The 21807-nt window shown below is 34.3% G+C and carries 20 protein-coding genes; 16 read left to right on the top strand and 4 right to left on the bottom strand.

What is annotated here, in order from left to right; all coding sequences use genetic code 11:
- Positions 1–113 precede the first annotated feature (113 nt).
- Positions 114–1706, top strand: coding sequence for a multicopper oxidase family protein (locus tag U860_RS0120870; protein WP_025150040.1), 1593 nt, complete (start codon positions 114–116; stop codon positions 1704–1706).
- A gap of 79 nt (positions 1707–1785) precedes the next feature.
- On the opposite strand, the gene U860_RS0120865 is transcribed toward U860_RS0120870, so the two are convergent.
- Positions 1786–2331: a hypothetical protein gene (locus tag U860_RS0120865; protein ID WP_025150039.1), complete on the bottom strand. Its 546-nt coding sequence runs from the start codon at positions 2329–2331 to the stop codon at positions 1786–1788.
- Positions 2332–2769: 438 nt separating this feature from the next.
- Between U860_RS0120865 and topB the strand changes: the two genes are divergently transcribed.
- Positions 2770–4914, top strand: coding sequence for a DNA topoisomerase III (gene topB / locus U860_RS0120860; protein ID WP_025150038.1), 2145 nt, complete (start codon positions 2770–2772; stop codon positions 4912–4914).
- A gap of 41 nt (positions 4915–4955) precedes the next feature.
- Here topB and U860_RS0120855 read toward each other — a convergent pair whose 3' ends face one another.
- Positions 4956–5927 (bottom strand): bile acid:sodium symporter, encoded by a 972-nt coding sequence (locus tag U860_RS0120855; RefSeq protein ID WP_025150037.1) that lies wholly within the window; start codon positions 5925–5927, stop codon positions 4956–4958.
- Positions 5928–6263: 336 nt separating this feature from the next.
- Between U860_RS0120855 and U860_RS0120850 the strand changes: the two genes are divergently transcribed.
- The 5 genes from U860_RS0120850 (at position 6264) to U860_RS0120830 (ending at position 11703) form a co-directional block, all read left to right on the top strand.
- Complete coding sequence (locus U860_RS0120850; protein WP_025150036.1) at positions 6264–6956, top strand: FMN-dependent NADH-azoreductase; 693 nt, start codon at positions 6264–6266, stop codon at positions 6954–6956.
- Between the two features lie 238 nt (positions 6957–7194).
- Positions 7195–8553, top strand: coding sequence for a branched-chain amino acid transport system II carrier protein (gene brnQ, locus U860_RS0120845; RefSeq protein ID WP_025150035.1), 1359 nt, complete (start codon positions 7195–7197; stop codon positions 8551–8553).
- An 86-nt stretch (positions 8554–8639) separates the two neighbouring features.
- Entirely contained in the window at positions 8640–9059 is a 420-nt protein-coding gene (locus U860_RS0120840; RefSeq protein ID WP_002171415.1) for a VOC family protein, read from the top strand.
- Positions 9060–9390: 331 nt separating this feature from the next.
- Positions 9391–11040, top strand: coding sequence for a copper resistance CopC/CopD family protein (locus U860_RS0120835; RefSeq protein ID WP_025150034.1), 1650 nt, complete (start codon positions 9391–9393; stop codon positions 11038–11040).
- Positions 11041–11082: 42 nt separating this feature from the next.
- A complete protein-coding gene (locus U860_RS0120830; RefSeq protein WP_025150033.1) occupies positions 11083–11703 on the top strand; it encodes a DUF1775 domain-containing protein in 621 nt (206 codons plus the stop codon).
- Positions 11704–11749: 46 nt separating this feature from the next.
- Here U860_RS0120830 and U860_RS0120825 read toward each other — a convergent pair whose 3' ends face one another.
- Positions 11750–12655, bottom strand: a complete 906-nt coding sequence (locus U860_RS0120825) for a DMT family transporter (RefSeq protein ID WP_025150032.1) — start codon at positions 12653–12655, stop codon at positions 11750–11752.
- Between the two features lie 97 nt (positions 12656–12752).
- On the opposite strand from U860_RS0120825, the gene U860_RS0120820 reads away from it, so the two are divergent.
- From U860_RS0120820 to U860_RS0120790, 6 genes are all read left to right on the top strand, one after another.
- On the top strand, positions 12753–13622 hold the full coding sequence (locus tag U860_RS0120820; RefSeq protein WP_002171420.1) for a LysR family transcriptional regulator: 870 nt from the start codon (positions 12753–12755) through the stop codon (positions 13620–13622).
- 120 nt (positions 13623–13742) lie between these two features.
- Positions 13743–14174, top strand: coding sequence for an Rrf2 family transcriptional regulator (locus U860_RS0120815; RefSeq protein ID WP_029953047.1), 432 nt, complete (start codon positions 13743–13745; stop codon positions 14172–14174).
- 87 nt (positions 14175–14261) lie between these two features.
- Positions 14262–14912: a DsbA family oxidoreductase gene (locus tag U860_RS0120810; protein WP_025150030.1), complete on the top strand. Its 651-nt coding sequence runs from the start codon at positions 14262–14264 to the stop codon at positions 14910–14912.
- A gap of 71 nt (positions 14913–14983) precedes the next feature.
- Positions 14984–15586 carry a nitroreductase family protein gene (locus U860_RS0120805; RefSeq protein WP_025150029.1) on the top strand — a complete coding sequence of 201 codons (603 nt, stop codon included), beginning with the start codon at positions 14984–14986 and terminating at the stop codon, positions 15584–15586.
- Between the two features lie 126 nt (positions 15587–15712).
- A complete protein-coding gene (locus U860_RS36905) occupies positions 15713–15844 on the top strand; it encodes a hypothetical protein (RefSeq protein WP_001278569.1) in 132 nt (43 codons plus the stop codon).
- Between the two features lie 353 nt (positions 15845–16197).
- Entirely contained in the window at positions 16198–17217 is a 1020-nt protein-coding gene (locus U860_RS0120790; RefSeq protein ID WP_025150028.1) for an AI-2E family transporter, read from the top strand.
- Between the two features lie 230 nt (positions 17218–17447).
- Here the strand turns inward: U860_RS0120790 and U860_RS0120780 are convergent, their stop codons facing one another.
- Positions 17448–18392: an L-lactate dehydrogenase gene (locus U860_RS0120780; protein ID WP_002171426.1), complete on the bottom strand. Its 945-nt coding sequence runs from the start codon at positions 18390–18392 to the stop codon at positions 17448–17450.
- Positions 18393–18592: 200 nt separating this feature from the next.
- Here U860_RS0120780 and U860_RS0120775 point away from each other — a divergent pair, with 200 nt between their 5' ends.
- The 3 genes from U860_RS0120775 (at position 18593) to U860_RS0120765 (ending at position 21806) form a co-directional block, all read left to right on the top strand.
- The gene (locus tag U860_RS0120775) at positions 18593–20029 is read left to right on the top strand and encodes a flavin monoamine oxidase family protein (RefSeq protein WP_025150027.1); all 1437 of its coding nucleotides are present in this window, start codon (positions 18593–18595) and stop codon (positions 20027–20029) included.
- Between the two features lie 117 nt (positions 20030–20146).
- Complete coding sequence (locus U860_RS0120770; protein WP_033795464.1) at positions 20147–21070, top strand: GTP-binding protein; 924 nt, start codon at positions 20147–20149, stop codon at positions 21068–21070.
- Positions 21071–21200: 130 nt separating this feature from the next.
- Positions 21201–21806: a TetR/AcrR family transcriptional regulator gene (locus tag U860_RS0120765; RefSeq protein ID WP_025150025.1), complete on the top strand. Its 606-nt coding sequence runs from the start codon at positions 21201–21203 to the stop codon at positions 21804–21806.
- The last annotated feature ends 1 nt before the right edge of the window (position 21807 follow it).

Raw genomic sequence — 21807 nt, 5'->3', positions numbered from 1 at the left:
GGAAGAGGCGCTCAATTTTGGGCGCCTTTTTATTTTGTTCATTTTACATCTCCATATTTTCTTGAAAATTGTCTTCTATAATAATCTTGAAAAAGAAAAGGGGGGGATTTTCCATGAAGAGATTTGTATTAACAACAGTTACAGTCTCCATAATATCTTTAATTGCTGCATGTTCTGCGACCACAAATACAACAAATGATCATCAAAATATGAATGATAAAAAAGCAGAACAGACTGAAACGGCTACAAAACCATTGAAAGTTGTAAAAGGGCCAGAAGTTACTTTAGTAGCGAAAGAAGAAAAACAAAAGCTAAGTAATGGTGTTATTGTTCCAGTCTGGACATTTAATGGCTCATCCCCAGGTCCAGAAATTCGGGTGAAAAAAGGTGAAAAAGTTAAAGTGACATTAAAAAATGAATTATCTGCACCAGTATCTATTCATTGGCATGGGTATCCTGTTCCAAATAACATGGATGGAATTCCAGGTGTGACACAAGATGCGGTTGAATCTGGAAAAAGTTTCACTTATGAATTCGAAGCAAACGTACCAGGAACGTATTGGTATCACTCGCATCAAGATTCTGTAAATCAGCTAGATAGAGGTTTGTATGGTGCTCTTGTTGTAGAAGATACAAATGAAAAATATGATAAAGATTACACATTAATGTTAGATGAATGGGTAACAGATAAAGAAGAAATTGATAAGCAGTTAAAAGAAATGACAAAAGGGAAAACAGAAAAAGCAGACGGTAATAAATCTAAGGATAATGAAAAAATGAAAAAGAATGATGATATGAAAGGCATGGATCATGGGAATATGAAGATGGAAGGTCATGATATGAGTATGTATGACCTATTCACTATCAATGGTAAAAGCGGTGGTTTAGTGGAACCATTAAAAGTGAGTAAAGGAGATAAAGTTCGTCTCCGCCTTGTTAATGCTGGCTATCTATCACATGATATACACGTTCACGGTCATGATATAAAAGTAATTGCGACAGATGGCCAGCCAATAAATGATCCAAAAGTTATTAAGGATAAAGTAATTTCAATCGCACCAGGGGAACGTTATGATGTTGAATTTACAGCTAACAATCCTGGGAAATGGTATGTTGAAGACCATTCGGAAAATAAAGGTGCAAAAGGAATGAAAGCTGTTATTGAATATGGTGGCAGCAAAGAGATGAAGGACAAAGCAAACGAAAAAGAAAAATTATCAAAATTAGACATGACGAAATATGGTTCTAAAAAAATAGGAAGTTTCACGTTAGACCAGCAGTATACTACCACATATAATATGGACTTGAATACGCAAATGAATGGAAATGAAATGGTATATACAATTAACGGAAAGGTATTCCCAGATATTGACCCAATTCCAGTGAAAAAGGATGACTTAGTAAAAGTAAAATTAGTAAATCGCTCTAAAGCAGACGATCATCCGATGCATTTACACGGTCATTTCTTCCAAGTATTAAGTAAAGATGGAAAACCGATAGAAGGTTCTCCAATTGTTAAAGATACTTTGAACTTAAAACCAGGAGAAGAATATGAAGTAGCCTTTGTAGCAGACAATCCAGGTGAATGGATGTTCCACTGTCATGATTTACACCATGCTTCAGCAGGAATGGTAACAGAAGTAAAATATAAAGATTACAAATCTGATTATGTTCCAAACCCTAATATTCCAAATAAGCCAGAATAATATAAAATTCATGTAATTTATTATGATATAAAGCAGTTATCTTATTGGATAGCTGCTTTATTAATTTTGATTGCAAGTGTTAATGCATGTGTTGATCGTGCCCTGAGGAAGATGGGGGAGTATGATCTGGGAATGTCACGAATACAGTAAGAACAATTACTACGCTAATGGAAAGTAATAATAGAAACCGTCGGTGGATATAAGTAGAAAAGTTCTCTGATAACAATTGAATCATACATGACATGGTAATAGTTATGGTAAGTAAGAGGCTAATAAGAAGTATACTATGAGCTTGTTGAGTATTTAACATTTCTATAATCATTGCTCCCATCATACTTGCCATTAATCCAGAGAACATTCCTTCTAAGGCAGTATACAGGTGAAAACGTAGACCGACTAAAAGACCGATAAAACCACTAATCAAAATAGCAAGCAAAGTAGAATATAGTAGTTCACCTTTAAAGAGAATACCTAAATAAAAACCTATACTTAAACCGATACTCATACTAAAAGACATGATAAATACCATATACTCCATTAGGGTACCCTTACGTTTAGAAATATATGATGTAATAATAATTGAGATACAACAAAGTGTTAAGGCAGTTAACGTATAAGTAAACATCATGATACCTCCCTGTCCTATCATTCACTTCATCATATGTTCAAATGGAGAGTACTTATGCTTATATATATCTGCAAATTATCTGCACAATTTAAAAAAGGTAAGTTCAATATAATTTTCAAATAATAATGGTTATCTTAGTAGACGATGCTTCATAAGGAATTGTTGTATTTTAAATTTTATAGAATATATGAAAGCAAGTAGTAGTGAATGGAAAGGACGCTCGATTTTTGGGCGTCTTTTTTGCTTGTAAGCATGTGAAAGAAATTGTTATATAATGAGTTTCTATTGTGAAGCCATAAAGAATAAGCGTATAATATTATAGGTCTCACATTTATGAGGCAAACCGCGAATGATAAATAAGATTGTTGTATTATCATCGCTTCTAAACATATAGACAATGAAAGTAACACTGGAATACAGATAGGGAGTTATAAAATGAAATTAATTATTGCCGAGAAACCAGATCAAGGTTTGGCTCTTGTTTCACAGTTTAAATATCGCAGGAAAGATGGATATTTAGAAGTAGAAGCAAATGAGTTATTTCCAAATGGAGCGTACTGTACATGGGCAATTGGTCATTTGACGCAGTTATGTAATCCAGAATATTATCACGCTGAGTGGAAAAAATGGTCGCTCGATACATTACCGATGATTCCAGAGCGTTTTCAATTTGAAGTAACAAAGTCAAAGTATAAGCAATTTAATGTAGTGAAACAGCTGTTACATAATCCAGGGGTAACAGAAATTATACACGCAGGCGATGCCGGGCGTGAAGGGGAACTAATCGTACGAAACATTATTAATCTTTGCAACGTGCAAAAGCCGATGAAACGTCTTTGGATTTCATCTTTAACGAAACAAGCTATTTATCAAGGGTTTAAAAACTTACTTGATGAATCAGATACGATTAATACGTATTACGAAGCATATACAAGATCTTGCGCCGACTGGGTCGTTGGTATGAATGCATCGCGTGTCTTTAGTATTTTGCTAAAGAAAAAGGGAATGAATGATGTGTTTTCCGCTGGTCGTGTACAAACTCCAACATTGGCGTTAATCGTAAAGCGTGAAAAAGAAATCGAGAACTTTAAGTCAGAACCATTTTGGGAAGTGTTCGCAACCTTTAATATAGAAGGAAAGAAGTATGAGGGGAAATGGGAGAAAGATAATGAATCTCGTCTAAAAGACCCTGATATGGCAAATAAAATTGCGGCATTTTGCCAAGGTAAACCAGCTGTAGTAAAAGAGATGAAAACGGAGCGTAAAGAATTTCAGCCGCCGTTTTTATTTAATTTATCAGCACTGCAAGCGACAGCGAATAAAGCCTTTAAATTTTCACCGAAAAAGACGCTAGATATAACGCAAGCACTATATCAAAAAGGGATAGTCTCTTATCCGCGTTCGGATTCTAACTATGTTACACAAGGAGAGGCAGCGACGTTCCCTGATATTTTACAGAAGTTAAGTCAGTTTGATGAATATAAAGGTTTATTGCCAGCACCAATTGAATCAATTATGAACAACAAGCGCTATGTGAATGAAAAGAAAGTTACAGATCACTACGCAATTATACCGACAGAGCAAGTGACAAATCCAAGCAAACTATCAGGTGATGAAAAGAAAATTTACGATATGATCGTAAGAAGACTTATTGCGGCGCATTATGAAGTAGCAATCTTTGACTACACAACGATTACAACTCTTGTAGACGAACGTGCTGAGTTCATTTCGAAAGGAAAACAGCAAATTCAAGAAGGTTGGCGTAAAGTTATTTTCCAAGATGATAAAGATGACGAAACGATTCTTCCAATTGTCGCTGAAGGCGAACAAGGAAAAGTTGTAAAGGTGAAAGTGAAAGAAGGAAAAACACAGCCACCGAAGCGTTATACAGAAGGACAACTTATTACGTTAATGAAAACGGCCGGTAAGTATTTAGATAATGAAGAGCTTGAGAAAGTATTGAAGAAAACAGAAGGTCTAGGTACAGAGGCAACTCGTGCAGGTATTATTACGATGCTGAAGGATCGTAAATATATAGATGTGCAGAAAAACCAAGTGTACGCAACAGATAAAGGGAAAGTATTAATTACAGCAATCGGTGATAAAATACTAGCTTCACCAGAAATGACTGCGAAATGGGAGCAGCGCCTTGCGGAAATTGGAGAAGGTACAGCTTCACCAGCTACTTTCATGGAACAGACGAAAAAGCTATCAGCTAAAATTATTGAAGACGCGGTAGAAATGTCGGAGAAGTGGGACTTCACTGGATTACATGTTGAATCGATTGAACGAAAAGGATCGAAATTTACAACAGGTAAAAAGGTTGGGAACTGTAAAAAATGTGATGGCGATGTTATTGACAAGTCCACATTTTACGGTTGTTCAAACTACAATACAACACAATGTGACTTTACCATCTCGAAGAAGATATTAAGTAAAACAATTTCGCAAAAAAACATGACAAAGCTATTAAAAGGTGAGAAGACCGATTTAATTAAAGGCTTTAAAAAAGGCGAGAAAACGTTTGATGCGAAGTTAGAGTGGAAAGATAATAAGATTAATTTTGTGTTTGAGAATTAATAGAAAGAGCCTGCTGTTAATAAAGCAGGCTCTTTCTATTGTTAACTTTCTACCACTCGTTGTTTTTTCTTAATAAGTAACAACACCTGCGAAACACTCGCTAGCACAGGCAATTCAATTAAAGGTCCGATAACTAATGCAAGTGCAATAAGAGGTTCGTTAGGAAAAGCTGTTACAGCTATAGCAAGTGCAACAGGTGAGTTTCTCGCTAATGTTGTTAAGCTTAGGCTTACTGTGTCTTCATAGGATAAATGCATAATGCGCCCTACAAATTGTCCTAGTATAAAGTTAATCATGAAGAACAGTAACACTGGTATAAGTAACAATAAAACAACATTCATATTTTGTAATAAGTACTTACCTTGTGAGGCAAACATCGCTAGTATTGCCAAACTTAAAAATACGATTTGAGCAGAACTGAAAAAGGGAATTAACTTTTCTTCTAATACATTTTTCTTTTTTAGTTTACTCATTATCCATTTTGTACTATGTGCTAAGACAAATGGTAAAACAAGTACGATAACGATGCTTTCTACTAAAACAGAAATCTCTACAGTTTTCATTACACCTGCAAATAAAAGTAAATAAACAGGTAGCAATAATACTTGTAAAATTAAATTTACCGGTAGAATTGATGTAGATAATGCGACGTTACCTTTCGCGATCTCTGTGAAAATTAAATACCAATCTGTACATGGAGTAACCATTAACATAATAAAGCCAACCCAAAGTGCTGGATGATCTGAAAGAAATAACGCGCCTAATCCCCAAGCAAGAATAGGTGTCCATATAAAGTTAATACCAAGGCTTGTTCCAGCAAATTTTAAGTTGCGGAATCCATTTTTTATATCCTTTAATGGAATGCTGAGGAATAATCCGTAAAGCATTAAAAATAAGCAGGGGACAATAAATTTTTCCGAATACATATGTACCATATTAAATTGTCCTAATATAACCCCGAATATAACAGCTGCAAGAATGATAAAGGTTTGAATCTTTTCTAAAGTACTCATTAATTAATCCTCTCTATAGATGAATTTCCCTCTCTAGTTGTATTATACAAGGTATTTCACTTATGTGTTTTCGGATTTATCATTTTGGCGGATGAAAAACCTTTTCATTACCTTTAATTCGAGATTTATTTATTTTTAAAAAGTTACTTGACTAAAGTAAGTAGTCGTAATATACTCACTTACATAAGGTAATTAAATAACAAAAAGTTGAAATTCGGATTTAGACAATGTATTTACATGAGATAGTTTCAGCGAGTTATGATGAAACTTTTTCTTGGAATAAGATTTTTAATGCTGATGAATAATGAATATGAAAAGAAAGTTTAGGTGGAGAGAATGGGATTATTAAGCTCATTATTTGGTAAAAAAGAAGAAAATAAAAAAGTAGAGGAGAATAAAACTATGTCAAAAGTATTATTTGTTAAAGCGAACGATCGTCCAGCGGAGCAAGCAATTAGTTCAAAAATGTATGAAACATTTGTAAGTACTTATAAGGAAGCAAATCCAAATACAGAAATTACGGAGTTAGATTTATTTGCATTAGATCTTCCTTATTACGGAAATATCGCTATTTCAGGTGGATATAAACGTAGTCAAGGAATGGAGTTAACAGCTGAAGAAGAGAAGGCCGTTGCTACAGTAGATCAATATTTAAATCAGTTTTTAGAAGCTGATAAAGTTGTATTTGCGTTCCCATTATGGAACTTCACAGTGCCAGCGCCTTTAGTTACTTATATTTCATATCTTTCTCAAGCTGGAAAAACATTTAAATATACAGCAAATGGTCCAGAAGGTTTAGCTGGTGATAAGAAAGTAGTTGTATTAGGTGCTCGTGGTTCAGATTACTCTTCAGAACAAATGGCTCCTATGGAAATGGCGGTTAATTATGTAACAACTGTGCTTGGATTCTGGGGAATTACAAATCCAGAGACAGTTGTAATTGAAGGACACAATCAATATCCAGATCGCTCACAACAAATTGTTGAAGAAGGTTTAGAAAACGTTAAAAAAGTAGCTGCAAAATTTTAATTTAGGATAGCAAAAGAGAAAAACCAACATGGATGACCATGTTGGTTTTTTAGTCTAGTTTCTATGTTAAAAAATGTATATTTATAAAATAAAAGAAAAGTTTGAAAATAGTATTGCAAAATATTATATATCAAACTATAATGAGTTCAAGAATAGTTGATACTTAAATTAAATATTCAGAAAATTCAATTAGTTAAAATTGGAAATGAGATAAGGAATTTTGAATGGGGGTTTTATTATGACGAATAAAGTACCGTTTTCGTTCATAGTAGTTATCGGATTAATGTTATTTGCACTATTTTTTGGAGCAGGGAATTTAATTTTCCCAGCTATGCTTGGTCAATCAGCGGGTGAGAATGTATGGATTGCAAACGCTGGATTTTTAGTAACAGGAGTAGGATTGCCATTACTTGGTGTATTAGCATTTGGAATTTCAGGTAAAGACGATTTACAGTCATTAGCAAGTCGCGCTCATCCGGTATTCGGGATTGTGTTTACAACAGTTTTATACTTAGCGATCGGTCCATTATTTGCAATACCAAGAACAGGGAACGTTTCTTATGAAATTGGTCTTAAGCCTTTTATGCCAGAGGGATTAGGTTCTACACCTTTAATTCTTTTTACAATTATATTCTTTAGCATCACTTGTTTTTTTTCGCTAAATCCTGCGAAAATTGTCGATATTGTTGGAAAAATATTAACGCCAATTAAATTAACATTCATCGGTATTTTAGTAATCGTTGCTTTTATTCATCCGATTGGAGATATGCAAGCACCAGTTGAAGGGTATACATCACATGCATTTTTTAAAGGATTCCAAGAAGGATACTTAACAATGGACACGCTTGCATCGTTCGTATTCGGGATCATCATCATTAATGCAATTAAAGAAAAAGGCGCGAAAACGAAAACACAAATTATGGTTGTTTGTGCAAAAGCAACAATCATTGCAGCATCTATCTTAGCAATTATTTATACAGCACTTTCTTATATGGGAGCTTCAAGTGTTGCGAAGCTTGGACATTTAGAAAATGGCGGAGAAGTATTAGCGAAAGTTTCGAACTACTATTTCGGATCATATGGTGGAATATTATTAGGATTAATGATTACAGTTGCTTGTTTAACAACTAGCGTTGGACTTGTATCAGCATGTTCTTCATTTTTCCATAAGTTATTCCCGCAAGTTCCTTACAAAGTAATTGCAATTACGCTATGTGTGTTTAGTGCCATTGTGGCGAATGTTGGATTAACGCAATTAATCTCAGTTTCGGTTCCTGTATTAACAGCGATTTACCCACTAGCAATCGTGTTGATTTTCTTAACATTCTTCCACTCGTTATTCAAAGGAAGAGCTGAAGTTTATCAAGTGAGTTTAATCGTAACGTTTATCATCAGCTTATTTGATGGATTAAGTGCAGCTGGAGCTAACATTGAAGTGGTAAGCCGAGTGTTCACTAAATTCCTTCCGATGCAGGAAGTAGGTTTAGGCTGGATCTTCCCAGCGATTATCGGTGGATTTATCGGGTATGGTATTAGCGTTTTAAAAGTGAAAAATCAAGTTCAACCAGCAGCTAGAGCGAATAAGAAAATAGGCTAAATTTAAAAAGTTATAGAATTTGTTTCTATAACTTTTTTTGTTAATATTGATAAGGATAGAAAAAATAAAGTAGTAGGGGAAATAGAATGAAAAAAACAATTGATCATATCGGAATCGCAGTTCGTGATATAGATAGTACGATACGCTTTTATGAAAAAGTTTTGTTAGGAACTTTAATAGATCGATACGTAAGTGAAGCACCCGGTGTTGAAAGTGAAGTAGCCATTCTTGAAGTAGATGGTGATAGAATTGAATTACTTGCGCCGACGAATAATACAACTTCTCCAATAGCGCGATTTATAAAGCAAAAAGGTAAAGGTGTTCATCACGTTGCCTATCGTGTCGATGATTTAGATGTAGCTTTAGAAGAGTTAAAAGAACAAGGTATTCGAACGTTAGAACATACACTTCGAATTAATAAACATGGTAGAAGATTAATTTACCTTAACCCAGCGGATACAGAGGGAACGATTATTGAGTATTGTGATTATCCGGAAGGGAAATAAAAGAAGTATATTTTTGAGAAAGGTGTTACGTAATAACGTAACGCCTTTTTATTTATGTATTTCACACTTTCTTCACAAATGATTCACGATAACTTTTCTTCTTCGGAAACTTATATAAATATACTTTATGCTATAATAATAATCAGCTTTAAAAACGTAAGTAATATCTATGAAAGTAGCTACTATTATATTAAAAGTATAGAGGTGAGAAATAAATAGAGAGTAATACAGTATAGAACCTTATATTTAATCAGGTTAATATTTTATCGGAAAATAAAACTTGGAAAGTAAAAAGTAATGAAAGTGTAGTGACGAAAAAGAAAGAAGTGAAATGAGTGTGAAAGCAATAAGAAGGTTAGGGGCATGGCTATTAATTGCGTGTGTGTTTATCATATTGATACCAAAAAGCGCATCTGCTCATGCGTATGTTGTGAAATCAAACCCTACGGAAAATGAAACGTTAAAGAAAGCACCACCTGTTGTGAAAATTGAATTCGATGAGGATATACAAGTTTCACGATTTAATACATTATTTGTAAGAGACTCCTCAGGTAAAAGAGTAGATTTAAAAGATGCTCATATAGATAAAAGTAATAAAAAATTATTAGAAGCTGGGCTAAAAGAGAATCTCAAAAATGGTCTCTATTCTGTTCAGTGGAAAGCTATTTCAGCTGATGGACATCCAATTCAAGGAGTTATTCCATTCCGTATTGGGTCAGCAGAAGCGGGAACAGATGATATACAAGTAGAAGAGATGGGCTATGTTCCCCAAATCGATATGATTGTGGAACGCGGAATTTTATATACAAGTTTCTCACTATTTTTAGGAGTTCTATTCTTTAATCTTATTATTTATAAAGGGAAGGGAATTGAAATTCAATCAAGGAGTAAGAAAATAATATGGATATCATTATTTGGTATATTCATTAGTTTACTATTCAATTTACCATTGCAAGCGAAAATGAACGCTGATGTTTCATGGCTAGAAGCATTCGATCCTTTATTATTAAAAGAAACATTACAGCTATCTGTTTTTGGTTATGTATGGATCACTCAAATTGCTCTTATTAGTACGCTCATGATTGTTACATATTTTGCGATGAAACGTGAAAAGCTCTCGTCTTTTAAAGTATGGAGCATTCCACTTGTATTGTTCATTAGTTTACTTATAATGAAGGCCTTAAATAGTCACGCATATGGTTTAAAGTTTAAAGAAATTGCTATCGCTATGGATTTTCTACATTTATTTGCAGCTTCATTATGGATTGGTGGTCTATCATCGATTATTCTTCTTTTGCGTAAAGAGGATGCCAAGTGGACTATGTATTGGGATGCGATTAAGCGTTTTTCACCATGGGCAACAGGTGCTGTCATTGTGATATTAATAACAGGTCTTTTTAATAGTACATTTTTTATTCCAACGATCCATTCGCTATTTGATACGAAGTATGGATTAGCCTTATTAACTAAGATACTTTTATTCGTTTGCATGGGGATATTGGGGATTTTTCATTATGTGAAAGGGAGAATGAGAGCTCAAAAAAGGTTAGGAGCTTCAGTGAAAGTAGAGTTTATTGTTGGGATTATCGTTTTCATAATCGTAGCCTTTATGACAAACGTACAAACACCGCCGATGCCCCCTACTGGATCTTTTACAGAGAGTAAACAAGTAGATAATGGATATGAATTTACTTTACATGTAAGTCCTAATAAGGTAGGACAGAATACATTCCATATTAATGTAAAGGATGAGAATGGACAGCCTGTTACCGATATGGAACAAATCGTATTGACGACTCAATCATTAGATATGAATATGGGCAAAGGTTCATTTAAAGTTTCGGCAGTTTCACCGGGAGAATATGAAGCGGAAGGGATGTATATTAATATGACAGGAAACTGGAATATACATGTTCATGGATTAACAAAATCTCTTGATAGCTTCGATTTAGATTTTAAATTTATTGTAGGTGGCCGCTAGGGACTTCTTACTTATAGATAGTCAAAAAGGAGTTATAAGAAAATGAAACGTATAAAAAAATTAGGAACAACAATGATAGCAACTATAATTGCAATGGGGATTTTTTCGTTACCTGTTAGTGCTCATGTGACTGTGAAACCAGCAACTTCTAACGTTAGCTCTTGGGAGACTTACACAATAAAAGTGCCGGTTGAAAAAAATATGGCGACAACAAGAGTCACACTGAAAATACCGTCTGGAGTTGAGTTTCAACAGTATGAGCCAGTGCCAGGATGGAAAGTAGAAGAACAAAAAGATACAGCTGGAAAAGTTAAAACTGTAGTATGGGAAGCAACAGGAGAGGGAATTTTACCTGGTCAGTTCCAGCGATTTACTTTCGTTGCTAAAAATCCAGATAAAGAGCAAAAAATAGCTTGGGATGCATATCAACAATACAAAGACGGAGAAATTGTTGAATGGACAGGCGATGAGAAAGCAGAGAAGCCACATTCACTTACGACGATTACAAAAGGTACATCACTCACGGGAGAACATGGAGAAGTGTCTAGTGTGGAAAAGAATGAAGGTAAAAGTAATATGCAAACAATAGCAATTGTCTTATCTATTTTAGCGATTGCATCATCGGTGGGTACGTGTATTTTTGTAGTACGTCGTAAAAAGTAAGTTATAAGAAAGAGCCTATAAGCAGTAGGCTCTTTCTTATAACTATTTATTTCACTTCAACTTGCTGCCCTACAGCAAGTGTTTTCGGCTTTATATTTACAAAACAAATACTCACCACAATAAATAATAGTCCAATAAATAGGCTAATTGTAATGGCCTCATGTAAGAAAATTGAACTTACAATAATAGCGATAAGAGGGATAAGGAATGTATAAGCTCCAACTTTACTCGCTTCACCAGCTCCAACAAGTGTGAAGTAAGCAAGCCACCCCATTGCAATAACGAAGAATGAAATAAAGAGTAGTACACTTACAAAAGGTATACTCCAAGCGATGTTAGACCAACTTTCAAATTCTGAACCGAATCCGATTAAGCAAAATCCACCAATAATAAGTTGAAGTGTTACCATCCAAATGGCATTAACGCGGTGTCCAGTTTTTTTAATAAATACTGTGCCGAGTGCCCAGCCGATAGCGCATCCTAAAGCAAGTAGCACACCAATAATAGAAATATGTCCAGTTAAACTACTAGAGCTAATAACCCCTACACCAATAAATCCGAGAATAAGTCCGAAAACTTTCAAACCATACATTGATTCTTCAAGCCAAATCCATGAGAAAATGCCGAGTAAGACAGGTTGGAGAAATACGATTGCGGAGAAGAGTCCGGCGGGCATATACTGAAGTCCGACAGTTTGTAGTCCGTAAAATAAAATAATATTGAGTAAAGATGAAATAAAGTATAAATGCCAAGTTTCCTTTAAATTTAATTGTTTGTATTTCGGTAATGCGAAAATAAGTAGGATAAATCCCCCTATTAATGTTCTAATCCCTGCAAAGAGTACGGGTGGTGTGTAATGCAGAGCAAATTTAGATAACGGCCAATTAATTCCCCACATAAAAACGAGAAAGGTAAGGATTATGGCCGTCTTAGTTCGAGAAAGCTGTGTCACTGTGAGACCTCCTTGTTGTTATTCATTTCACTATGATATGATATCGACTATGATAAATAAAATGAATCTTTTTTATAAGGAGTATAAGTGATTAGTTATGACCATTACACAACTTCAAGTTTTAATTAAAACGGTTGAATTAGGGAGTTTTACGAAGGCCGCCGGGGTGTTAAATATGACGCAACCAGCTGTAAGTCATGCGATTTCAAGTATTGAGTCAGAGTTAGGAGTTACTATACTTATACGTGATAAACGAAAAGGGTTAATCGTTACGGATGTTGGAAACAGAATTCTTGTACATATTAGAGAAATCTTGAATGGTGTTGAGAAGATTGAACAAGAAGTGGCGATGGAGAAAGGGCATGAAGTTGGAACGATTCGTATAGGAAGTTTTCCAAGTGCCTCGGCGTATTTCTTACCGAAAATGATTAATATCTTTCGTGAAAAGTATCCCAATTTACAATTAGTTCTTTGTGAGGGAGCGCTAAAAGAAGTTGAAGATTGGTTATTATCACGAGTTATCGATATTGGAATTGTCATTTTACCGAATAAAGATATGGAAATAGTCCCAGTAACGAAAGGGAAGATGGTTGTAGTTTTAAGGGACGATCATCCCCTTTGTAAGAAAAGTTCTATTACGATAAGTGATTTAGAGAACGAACCGATTATACTATTTAAAGGTGGATATGAACCGCCGATTATTGATATGTTCAAACAAGCAAACGTGCCACTTCGAGTTGAATATGCGGTTTCGACTGTAACAACATCTTTAAATATGATTCAAGAAGGATTAGGAATTGCAATATTAGCTGAATTATCTTTAACGAATTTACCAAAGAACGTGCAAACGCGAGAATTGGAGCCGCAAGTGTGGAGAGAGATTGCTTTAGCTGTTCCTTCATTAAAGGAAGCTTCACTTGCTGTTCAGTTATTTATTGAAGAATTTCAAGAGTTATTTGCAGAATAAGATAAGGTGTCTCATATATCGTAATGAGGCACTTTTTTTATTTGCTTAAAAAAATCTATAAAAAGGATTGACTTATCCCTTAGTTGTAACTATAATGATTACATCGAGGTGGTGATAACGATGAAAATTAGTAGCCGCTTTTCTATAGCTGTTCACATTTTATCTATTTTGAAAAACAATCCATCTTCAGTTTGTACGTCGGACTATATGGCCGAAAGTGTAAATACAAATCCGGTAGTAATTCGCAAAATAATGTCTTACTTGAAACAAGCTGGATTTGTTTACGTAAATCGTGGACCAGGTGGTGCGGGATTATTAAAGGATTTACATGAAATCACATTGTTAGATGTATATCACGCAGTGAATGTAGTAGAAGAAGACAAACTATTTCATATGCACGAGCAACCAAATCCAGATTGTCCAATTGGAGCAAATATTCAAGCTGTGTTAGAAGTTATTTTAATTCAAGCACAATCCGCGATGGAAGAAGTTTTGAGAAATATTACGATGGGGCAGTTGTTTGAATCGTTGCAAGAAAAAATGAATGCTTAAATAAATACAAATAGAAACGAATATTTTTTTAGTTTTGGTGTAACCTTTATGATTACAACATTAAAAGAAAGATAAGGGGTAAAAGATATGACTGTAAAAATGAAAGTATACTCAGACTTTATATGCCCGTTTTGCTTTTTAGCAAAAGGTCCATTAGATGAAGTAGCGAAAGAGAAAGATGTAGAAATTGAATGGATGCCATTTGAATTGCGCCCAAGTCCATATTCTAAAATAGATCCTTGGAATGAGCCAGATAAATTAGGTTCATGGGATGCTTTCATACTTCCTACTGCAAAGAAATTAGGAATTGAAATGCGATTACCACGTGTTTCACCGCATCCATATACACATTTAGCTTTCGAAGGATGTCAATTTGCGAAAGAACGTGGACTTGGAAATGAGTATCATCACCGTGTATTCACAGCGTTTTTCCAAGAAGAACAAAACATTGAGGATATTGATGTTTTAACGAAATTAGCGGTAGAAGTAGGGCTTCCTGAAGCTGAATTTAAAGATGCTTTAGTAACTCGTAAATATAAAGAAAAACATCAAGAAGCAATTCAACATGCATATGATGAAGCGAATATTATGGCTGTCCCAACTGTAATGATTGGAGATGAAGTCATTCAAGGGCTTGCTAGTAAAGAAACGTTACAAAGAGTAATTGATAAAGAAATCGAGAAGGATAAAACAAATTCATTTGAAGGAATGCAATGTAATACGGATGGCTATTGCTAATTCGTTTGTCATGGAGGAATCAAATTAATTTGTTTAAATAAATTATGAAACATACATTTGGAGGAATTAAAATGTCAGCAACTACAACAAATTTAAAAGAAGCAATCGTAAACCGCCGTTCAATTCGTAAAGTAACAAAAAGCGCTACAATAACAAAAGAAAAAATTGAAGAAGTTTTAAAAACAGCTTTACACGCACCAACTTCTTTCAATATGCAAAGTGGCCGTATGGTCGTATTAATGGATGGAGAGCATGAAAAGTTTTGGGATATCGTAAAAGAAACACTAAGAGCTCGCGTACCAGCAGAAAGCTTTGATGCAACTGTAGAAAGACTAAAAGGCTTCCATGCAGGTGTAGGAACAGTACTATTCTTTGAAGATCAAGCGACAGTAGAAAAAATGCAAGAAAATGCACCATTATATAAAAATCAGTTCCCATTCTGGTCTCATCAAGGAAATGCAATGTTACAACATACTGTATGGATGTTATTATCGGCTGAAGGAATCGGAGCATCATTACAACATTACAATCCAATCGTAGATGCTGAAGTGAAAGAAACTTGGAACATTCCAGCAGAGTGGAGCTTAGTCGGACAAATGCCATTTGGTGAACCAAATGAACAGCCAGGAGAAAGAACATTTTTACCTACTGAAGATGTAGTGAAATTTTATTAAGAAATACAATATATAATGAGAAGGAAGCTGGGGATAGAAACAGCTTCCTTTTTTGTATTGGTGTTAATTTATGTGCATTTAGGGAAGAAATATAAGAAATAATCCGGTGAAAAAGGAAGTGAAAATATGAGTGATGATAAAAAATATACAGTGGTAGGTACTGATGTTGAGGAAGTAAAACGTTTAAATAAAAATTCAGGGTTAACCTATAACCAAGTGAAGGAATTGTTAGCGAAGCGAATGGAAAAAAAGCAATGATTTGATTGAAATAATTAATTGTATCGTTTAGCATTTTGTCTAGAGAGAGTTAAGAAGATAACTCTCTTTTTTCAATCTGAAAATTTACTAGTGAGCAACTTGTAGAGTGGGGGAAGCAACATGAAAAAATGGGTAAAGGTAACGTTGTCTATCGCAGGAGGGATTGTCCTATTGGCATGTGCCGGAGGATATTACGTATATAAAAATTATTTTCCAAAAGAAAAAAAGGATTCTTTCTAATTAGTAAGAAAGATTGTCTATAGAAGTTCATAAAATGTAATAGTATTACAACGGATAAGCATATTTTGTAATATATCCAATTTCCATCCATTGAAGGGGGAGGTTAAATCTTAATGAATGAAGTGAAAAATTTCTTTCGAAGTAGAGGGTTTCAACGGTTGCTCGTTTTAATAATATTAGCACTTGTATTATACGGATTAAAAAGTATGATCAATTTAATCTTAATTACGTTTATACTGACATTTTTAATGGATCGGTTTCAACGCTTTATTTCAAAGAAATTGAAAGTGAATAGGAAGGTAGTTATTGCTTGTTTATATATAATATTAGTGACCTTTATTGTCACAACATTGTATAAGTATTTACCGGTACTAACGATACAAATTTCACAATTAATTTATCAATTTAAATTATTTTTTCAACATCCACCTGATAATGAGATGATTAGATACGTACTTTCAGCAATTAATGAAATGGAAGTATCAAAATATATTGAACAAGGTGTGGATGTCATTTATCAATCAATAGCAAACATAGGAAAGGTAAGTTTACAAATATTATTGTCTCTTATTTTAAGCTTATTTTTCTTATTAGAAAAAGAGCGAATTATTTCATTCACGTCCAAATTTAAAGATAGTAAATTAAAGATTTTTTATGAGGAGATTGCATATTTCGGCGAAAGATTTGCAAGATCGTTTGGAAAGGTGATTGAAGCACAGTTTTTAATTGCGGTTGTAAATTGTGTTCTCACTGTAATCGCACTTGTCATTTTAGGATTTCCGCAGCTTCTTGTATTAGCTGTCATGGTCTTTCTACTCGGCTTGATTCCAGTTGCTGGTGTTATTATTTCCTTGTTTCCACTTTGTATAATTGCCTATAACGTCGGTGGGGTTATGTATGTTGTATACATACTAGTATTCATTACAGTAATCCATGCTCTTGAAAGTTATTTTTTAAATCCAAAATTTATGTCTGCAAAAACGAATTTGCCTGTTTTTTATACATTTATGATTCTTATCTTTTCAGAGCATTTCCTCGGAATATGGGGGCTTATTATCGGGATTCCAATCTTTATCTTTTTATTAGATGTACTTGACGTAAATAATGATGAACCGATTAAAGATAATAAATGATAGAAAATGTAACTGATGTTTTCTCTTGGTGAAAACATCAGTTATTTTTTCTTTGGAAATAGTGTTCTTAAGAATATTAAGGATGTTACAGCTAGTAAGAGGGTTCCAATCGGCCAAGAATCATCCATGAAATCACTCCTTTCTGCCATGGAGAATATTAACGTTTATATTGAGAGGAAATAAAAAGCAATCCAATATAAGTTGGATTGCTTTTTTTACTAAATATTTGATTAAAGTACAGGAGCCAGTGTTTCTTTTAATACTTGAACAGAATGATCGAATTTTAATTCTTCTTCTTCACTTAATTCAACTTCTAAAATTTCACGAACACCGCCGCGGTTTAAGACAGCAGGTACGCCGATATAAACGTCTTGTTGGCCGTATTGACCTTCAAGATATGCTGATACAGTTAATACGCTGTTTTCATTGTTCAAGATTGCTTTCGTAACACGCAGCAGTGACATACCAATGCCGTAGTATGTAGCACCTTTTCGTTCAATAATGTGGTAAGCTGCGTCACGAACGTTTATAAAGATTTCATCTAAATCTTTTTGGTTATATGTGTTGTCTTTTTCAAGAAGTGTTTCTAGTTTTTGAATACCAACTGATACGTGACTCCAAACTGGAAGTTCTGTATCACCGTGCTCTCCAATAATATAAGCGTGAATGTTATGAGGTCCAATATCGAAGTACTCACCTAACATATAGCGGAAACGAGCAGAATCAAGTGTTGTACCAGAACCGATTACTCGTTCTTTCGGTAAACCAGATTCTTTCCAAGTTACGTAAGTTAAAATATCTACAGGGTTAGTTGCGATTAAGAAGATACCATCAAATCCGCTGTCCATAATGCTACGAACAATTTGTTTGAAGATTTTAGCGTTTTTCTCGACTAAATCTAAGCGTGTTTCACCTGGCTTTTGTGGTAATCCAGCTGTTATTACAACAAGATCTGCGTCTTTACAATCTTCATAACTACCTTTCCAAACTTTTGTTGGAGCTGGTGCGAAAGGTACGGCATGGCTTAAGTCCATTGCTTCTCCTTCTGCTTTTGCTTCATTTACATCAACTAAAACAAATTCTTCAGCGACAGCTTGGTTAATCATACAGTAAGCATAGCTACATCCTACTGCTCCTGTTCCTACTAATACAACACGGTTAATACCTTTTTTCATTTCAAAATTCCTCGCTATTTCGTTAATTTTATTATGTAAGATAATACGTCTTACTTCTATAGTTTCATATCTATTTTATTACATTTTATGAAAGATATTCAAGTGATTGAAAATATATCTGCCCAATTACTTGACCGAAACATAGGAACCCTGCTAAACGAATATAATTCAGTAAAATCCTTCATAAAAGGGGAATTGGCATGGGGAATCCATTATCGATGGAAAAAATGCTTCAAATTATCCATGAGGGGCTTGCCAAAACAACTAACCCCAAAAGGATTACAATTGCTGGTGCGGGGATATCTGGATTAGTTGCAGCATCTTTATTAAAAGAAGCTGGGCACGAGGTAACGATTATAGAAGCAAATAACAGAATAGGCGGCAGGGTGTATACAATTCGTAAGCCATTTAGCGCAGGATTATATTTTAACGCAGGCCCTATGCGTATTCCGGAGACTCATGATTTAACTTTAGCTTACATTCGTAAATTTAAACTAAAGTTAAATCTTTTTATTAATAAAACTTCTTCAGATATAATCTATACGAATAATATTAGAACGAGATTGAATATGTTTGAAAATGATCCAAGTTTACTCGGATATCCAGTTTTAGAAAAAGAAAGAGGGAAAACGGCAGAAGGATTAATGTTAGAGGTATTAGAACCGATACTTAATTATATTAAGAAAGATCCTAATAAAAACTGGATTATTGTTGAAAAAAAGTATAAAACATATTCACTCGGTTCTTTTTTAACCGAGTATTATTCTGATGGAGCAATAGATATGATCGGTGTACTTCTTGATATGGAAGCATATATGGGAATGTCTTTAATTGAAGTATTGCGGGAAATGATTTTTTTTACTTCAACGACAAAATATTACGAGATAACGGGAGGGATGGATGCATTACCAAATTCATTTTTACAACAGCTAAAGAATAATATTTTCATGTCATATAAAGTAGAAAAAATAATTCAAGAAGATAATAAAGTGATGATGCAAGTAAACCGTGAACAAACGTTAGAGCGATTTATAATAACGGGTGATATAGCCATTGTCACAATTCCATTTTCAGCTTTGCGCTTTGTAGAAGTCCAGCCGTATCATTTATTCTCTTATTTTAAAAGACGGGCAATCCGTGAATTGAATTATATTGCAGCGACTAAAATTGCGATAGAGTTCAAAAGTAGATTTTGGGAAAGAGCGGGGCAGTGTGGCGGGAAATCAATTACAGATTTACCTATACGCTTTACATATTATCCGAGTTATGGCATTCATACACCAGGGGCAGCTATCGTTTTAGCAAGTTATACGTGGGCAGATGAGGCGCTAACATGGGATAGTCTCTCGAATAGAGAACGTATTCGTTATGCATTAAAAAATTTAGCGCAAATATATGGTAACGTGGTTTATAGTGAGTTTGTTACAGGTGCTTCTTTTAGTTGGAGTCAAAACCCGTATTCTTGCGGAGCATTTACAGCTTTTGAACCAGGGCAAGAGCTTGAATTGTTTCCGTATATTACACCAGCAGCTGGAAGGGTGCACTTTGCAGGAGAACATACGACGTTAACACACGGGTGGATGCAAGGAGCAATCGAGTCTGGAATTAGAGTTGCTCATGAAGTGAATGAAAAATGAAACGATAATCGGGCAGTTTTGTTTACAAATAGTTATTCTTTTAATAAAATGATAAATATAAATCGTAATAATTACGCTTTGAAGAGATTTGAAGTAGAGAAATGGATGGTCGGTCATATGAGTAAAGTAGAAATTCATATATTAGGTGGTTTTTTAGGAAGCGGAAAATCAACGTTACTGCAAAACTTATTATTAGCAGAAAAGAAGAAAAATCGAAAAGTTGCTGTTTTAATGAATGAAATAGGTGAATACTCGGTAGATACAGATATTATTGGAAAAGAGAATGTGTTAAGAGAACTTCTAAAAGGATGTATTTGTTGTACGTTAAAAGAAGAGCTTGAAATACAATTACATTCTTTATATCAACAAGAAAGACCGGATGTAATTTATATAGAAACAACAGGTGTCGCACATCCAATTGAAGTGTTAGATGCATGTGTATCACCAATTCTAGCACCTTTCCTTGAAGTGAAATCTATAGTAGTCGTATTAGATGCAGTGAGATGGTTAAATCGAAGTGTATTAAGTGCAAATGTACAACAGCTATTACATGAGCAATTGAAATATGGAAGCCATATTCTCATTAATAAATCAGATTTATTAACAGAGGAAGATAAGAACAAAGTATTTGAAGACGTAAAAGCAATCAATAATCATGCGAAATTGTATGAAACAAAGTATTGCAATATATCTTTGAATGATATAGAAGAAGCTGAATTTGGAAGTAATGAAGAGCATGAAACATTACATGTACAACAGCATTTGCATATACAAACGATGACATATCAATTTACGAAATCAATCGATCAAGATAAATTATATGAATGGCTTTCAAATTTACCTGATGGCATTTATCGTGTGAAAGGTTTCGTGAAATTCCATGGGGATAAGTACCCACACTTATTACAATATTCATTTGGGGTACCAACTTTATTAGAACAGGATTTCGGTTTCCCGACAAACTTGGTGATAATAGGGGAAGGGCTAGATAAGAAACAATTGGTTGAAGGGTTAGAGAAGGTCGAATTTAACGCTAACTGAAAGTAAAAGACTAACCTATTTTAGGTTAGTCTTTTTTAGTGTACGGAAAAGTACTTGTCGGATTTTGCCTAATTAAAATAGTTGTAAAATTCAGAAATAAATTTATAATCAAATCTAAGAGGTGATTCAGGTGTCAGAAAAAATAATAGTGGATGTAAAAAACTTAACAACAAAAGGACTTGAAACGAGAGAAAAGTTATTGTGTGCTGCAGAAAAAGTATTTGGTAGTAAAGGATATTATGAGGCTTCTATTGTGAATATTACGCAAGAAGCAAATGTGGCACACGGAACATTTTATAATTATTTTCCAACTAAAAAAGATATATTTGATGAATTAATTCGCAAGTTTAACCGTGAATTACGCTTAATTATTAAAGAAGAAATGAAAGGGGGATCTAGTAATGAGGAGGCACAAAGAAGAGGTTTTCAAGCATTTTTTCGATGGGTAAAAACACGACCGAATTTATATAATATAGTACAACAAGCAGTTGTCGTTGATAACGAAATATATAAATGGTACTATGCAAAATTGGCAACTGGATTTATCAAAAGTTTATCGGCAGGTATGGAAGCGGAGGAGTTTAAAAGGCTTGATACGGAAACAACCGCATATTGTCTTATGTCAATTGGACAGTTTCTAGGTATGCGATGGGGACATTGGGAAGGGCAAGATGTTCCTGAAAATGCTTTTGAATCAGCGATGGCATTAATATTCGAAGGGTTGAAGAAAAGATAGG

Origin of the sequence: Bacillus sp. H1a, assembly GCF_000633475.1 — a bacterium.
GTDB lineage: Bacteria > Bacillota > Bacilli > Bacillales > Bacillaceae_G > Bacillus_A > Bacillus_A paramycoides.
This window is presented reverse-complemented; position numbering and strand designations above follow the sequence as displayed.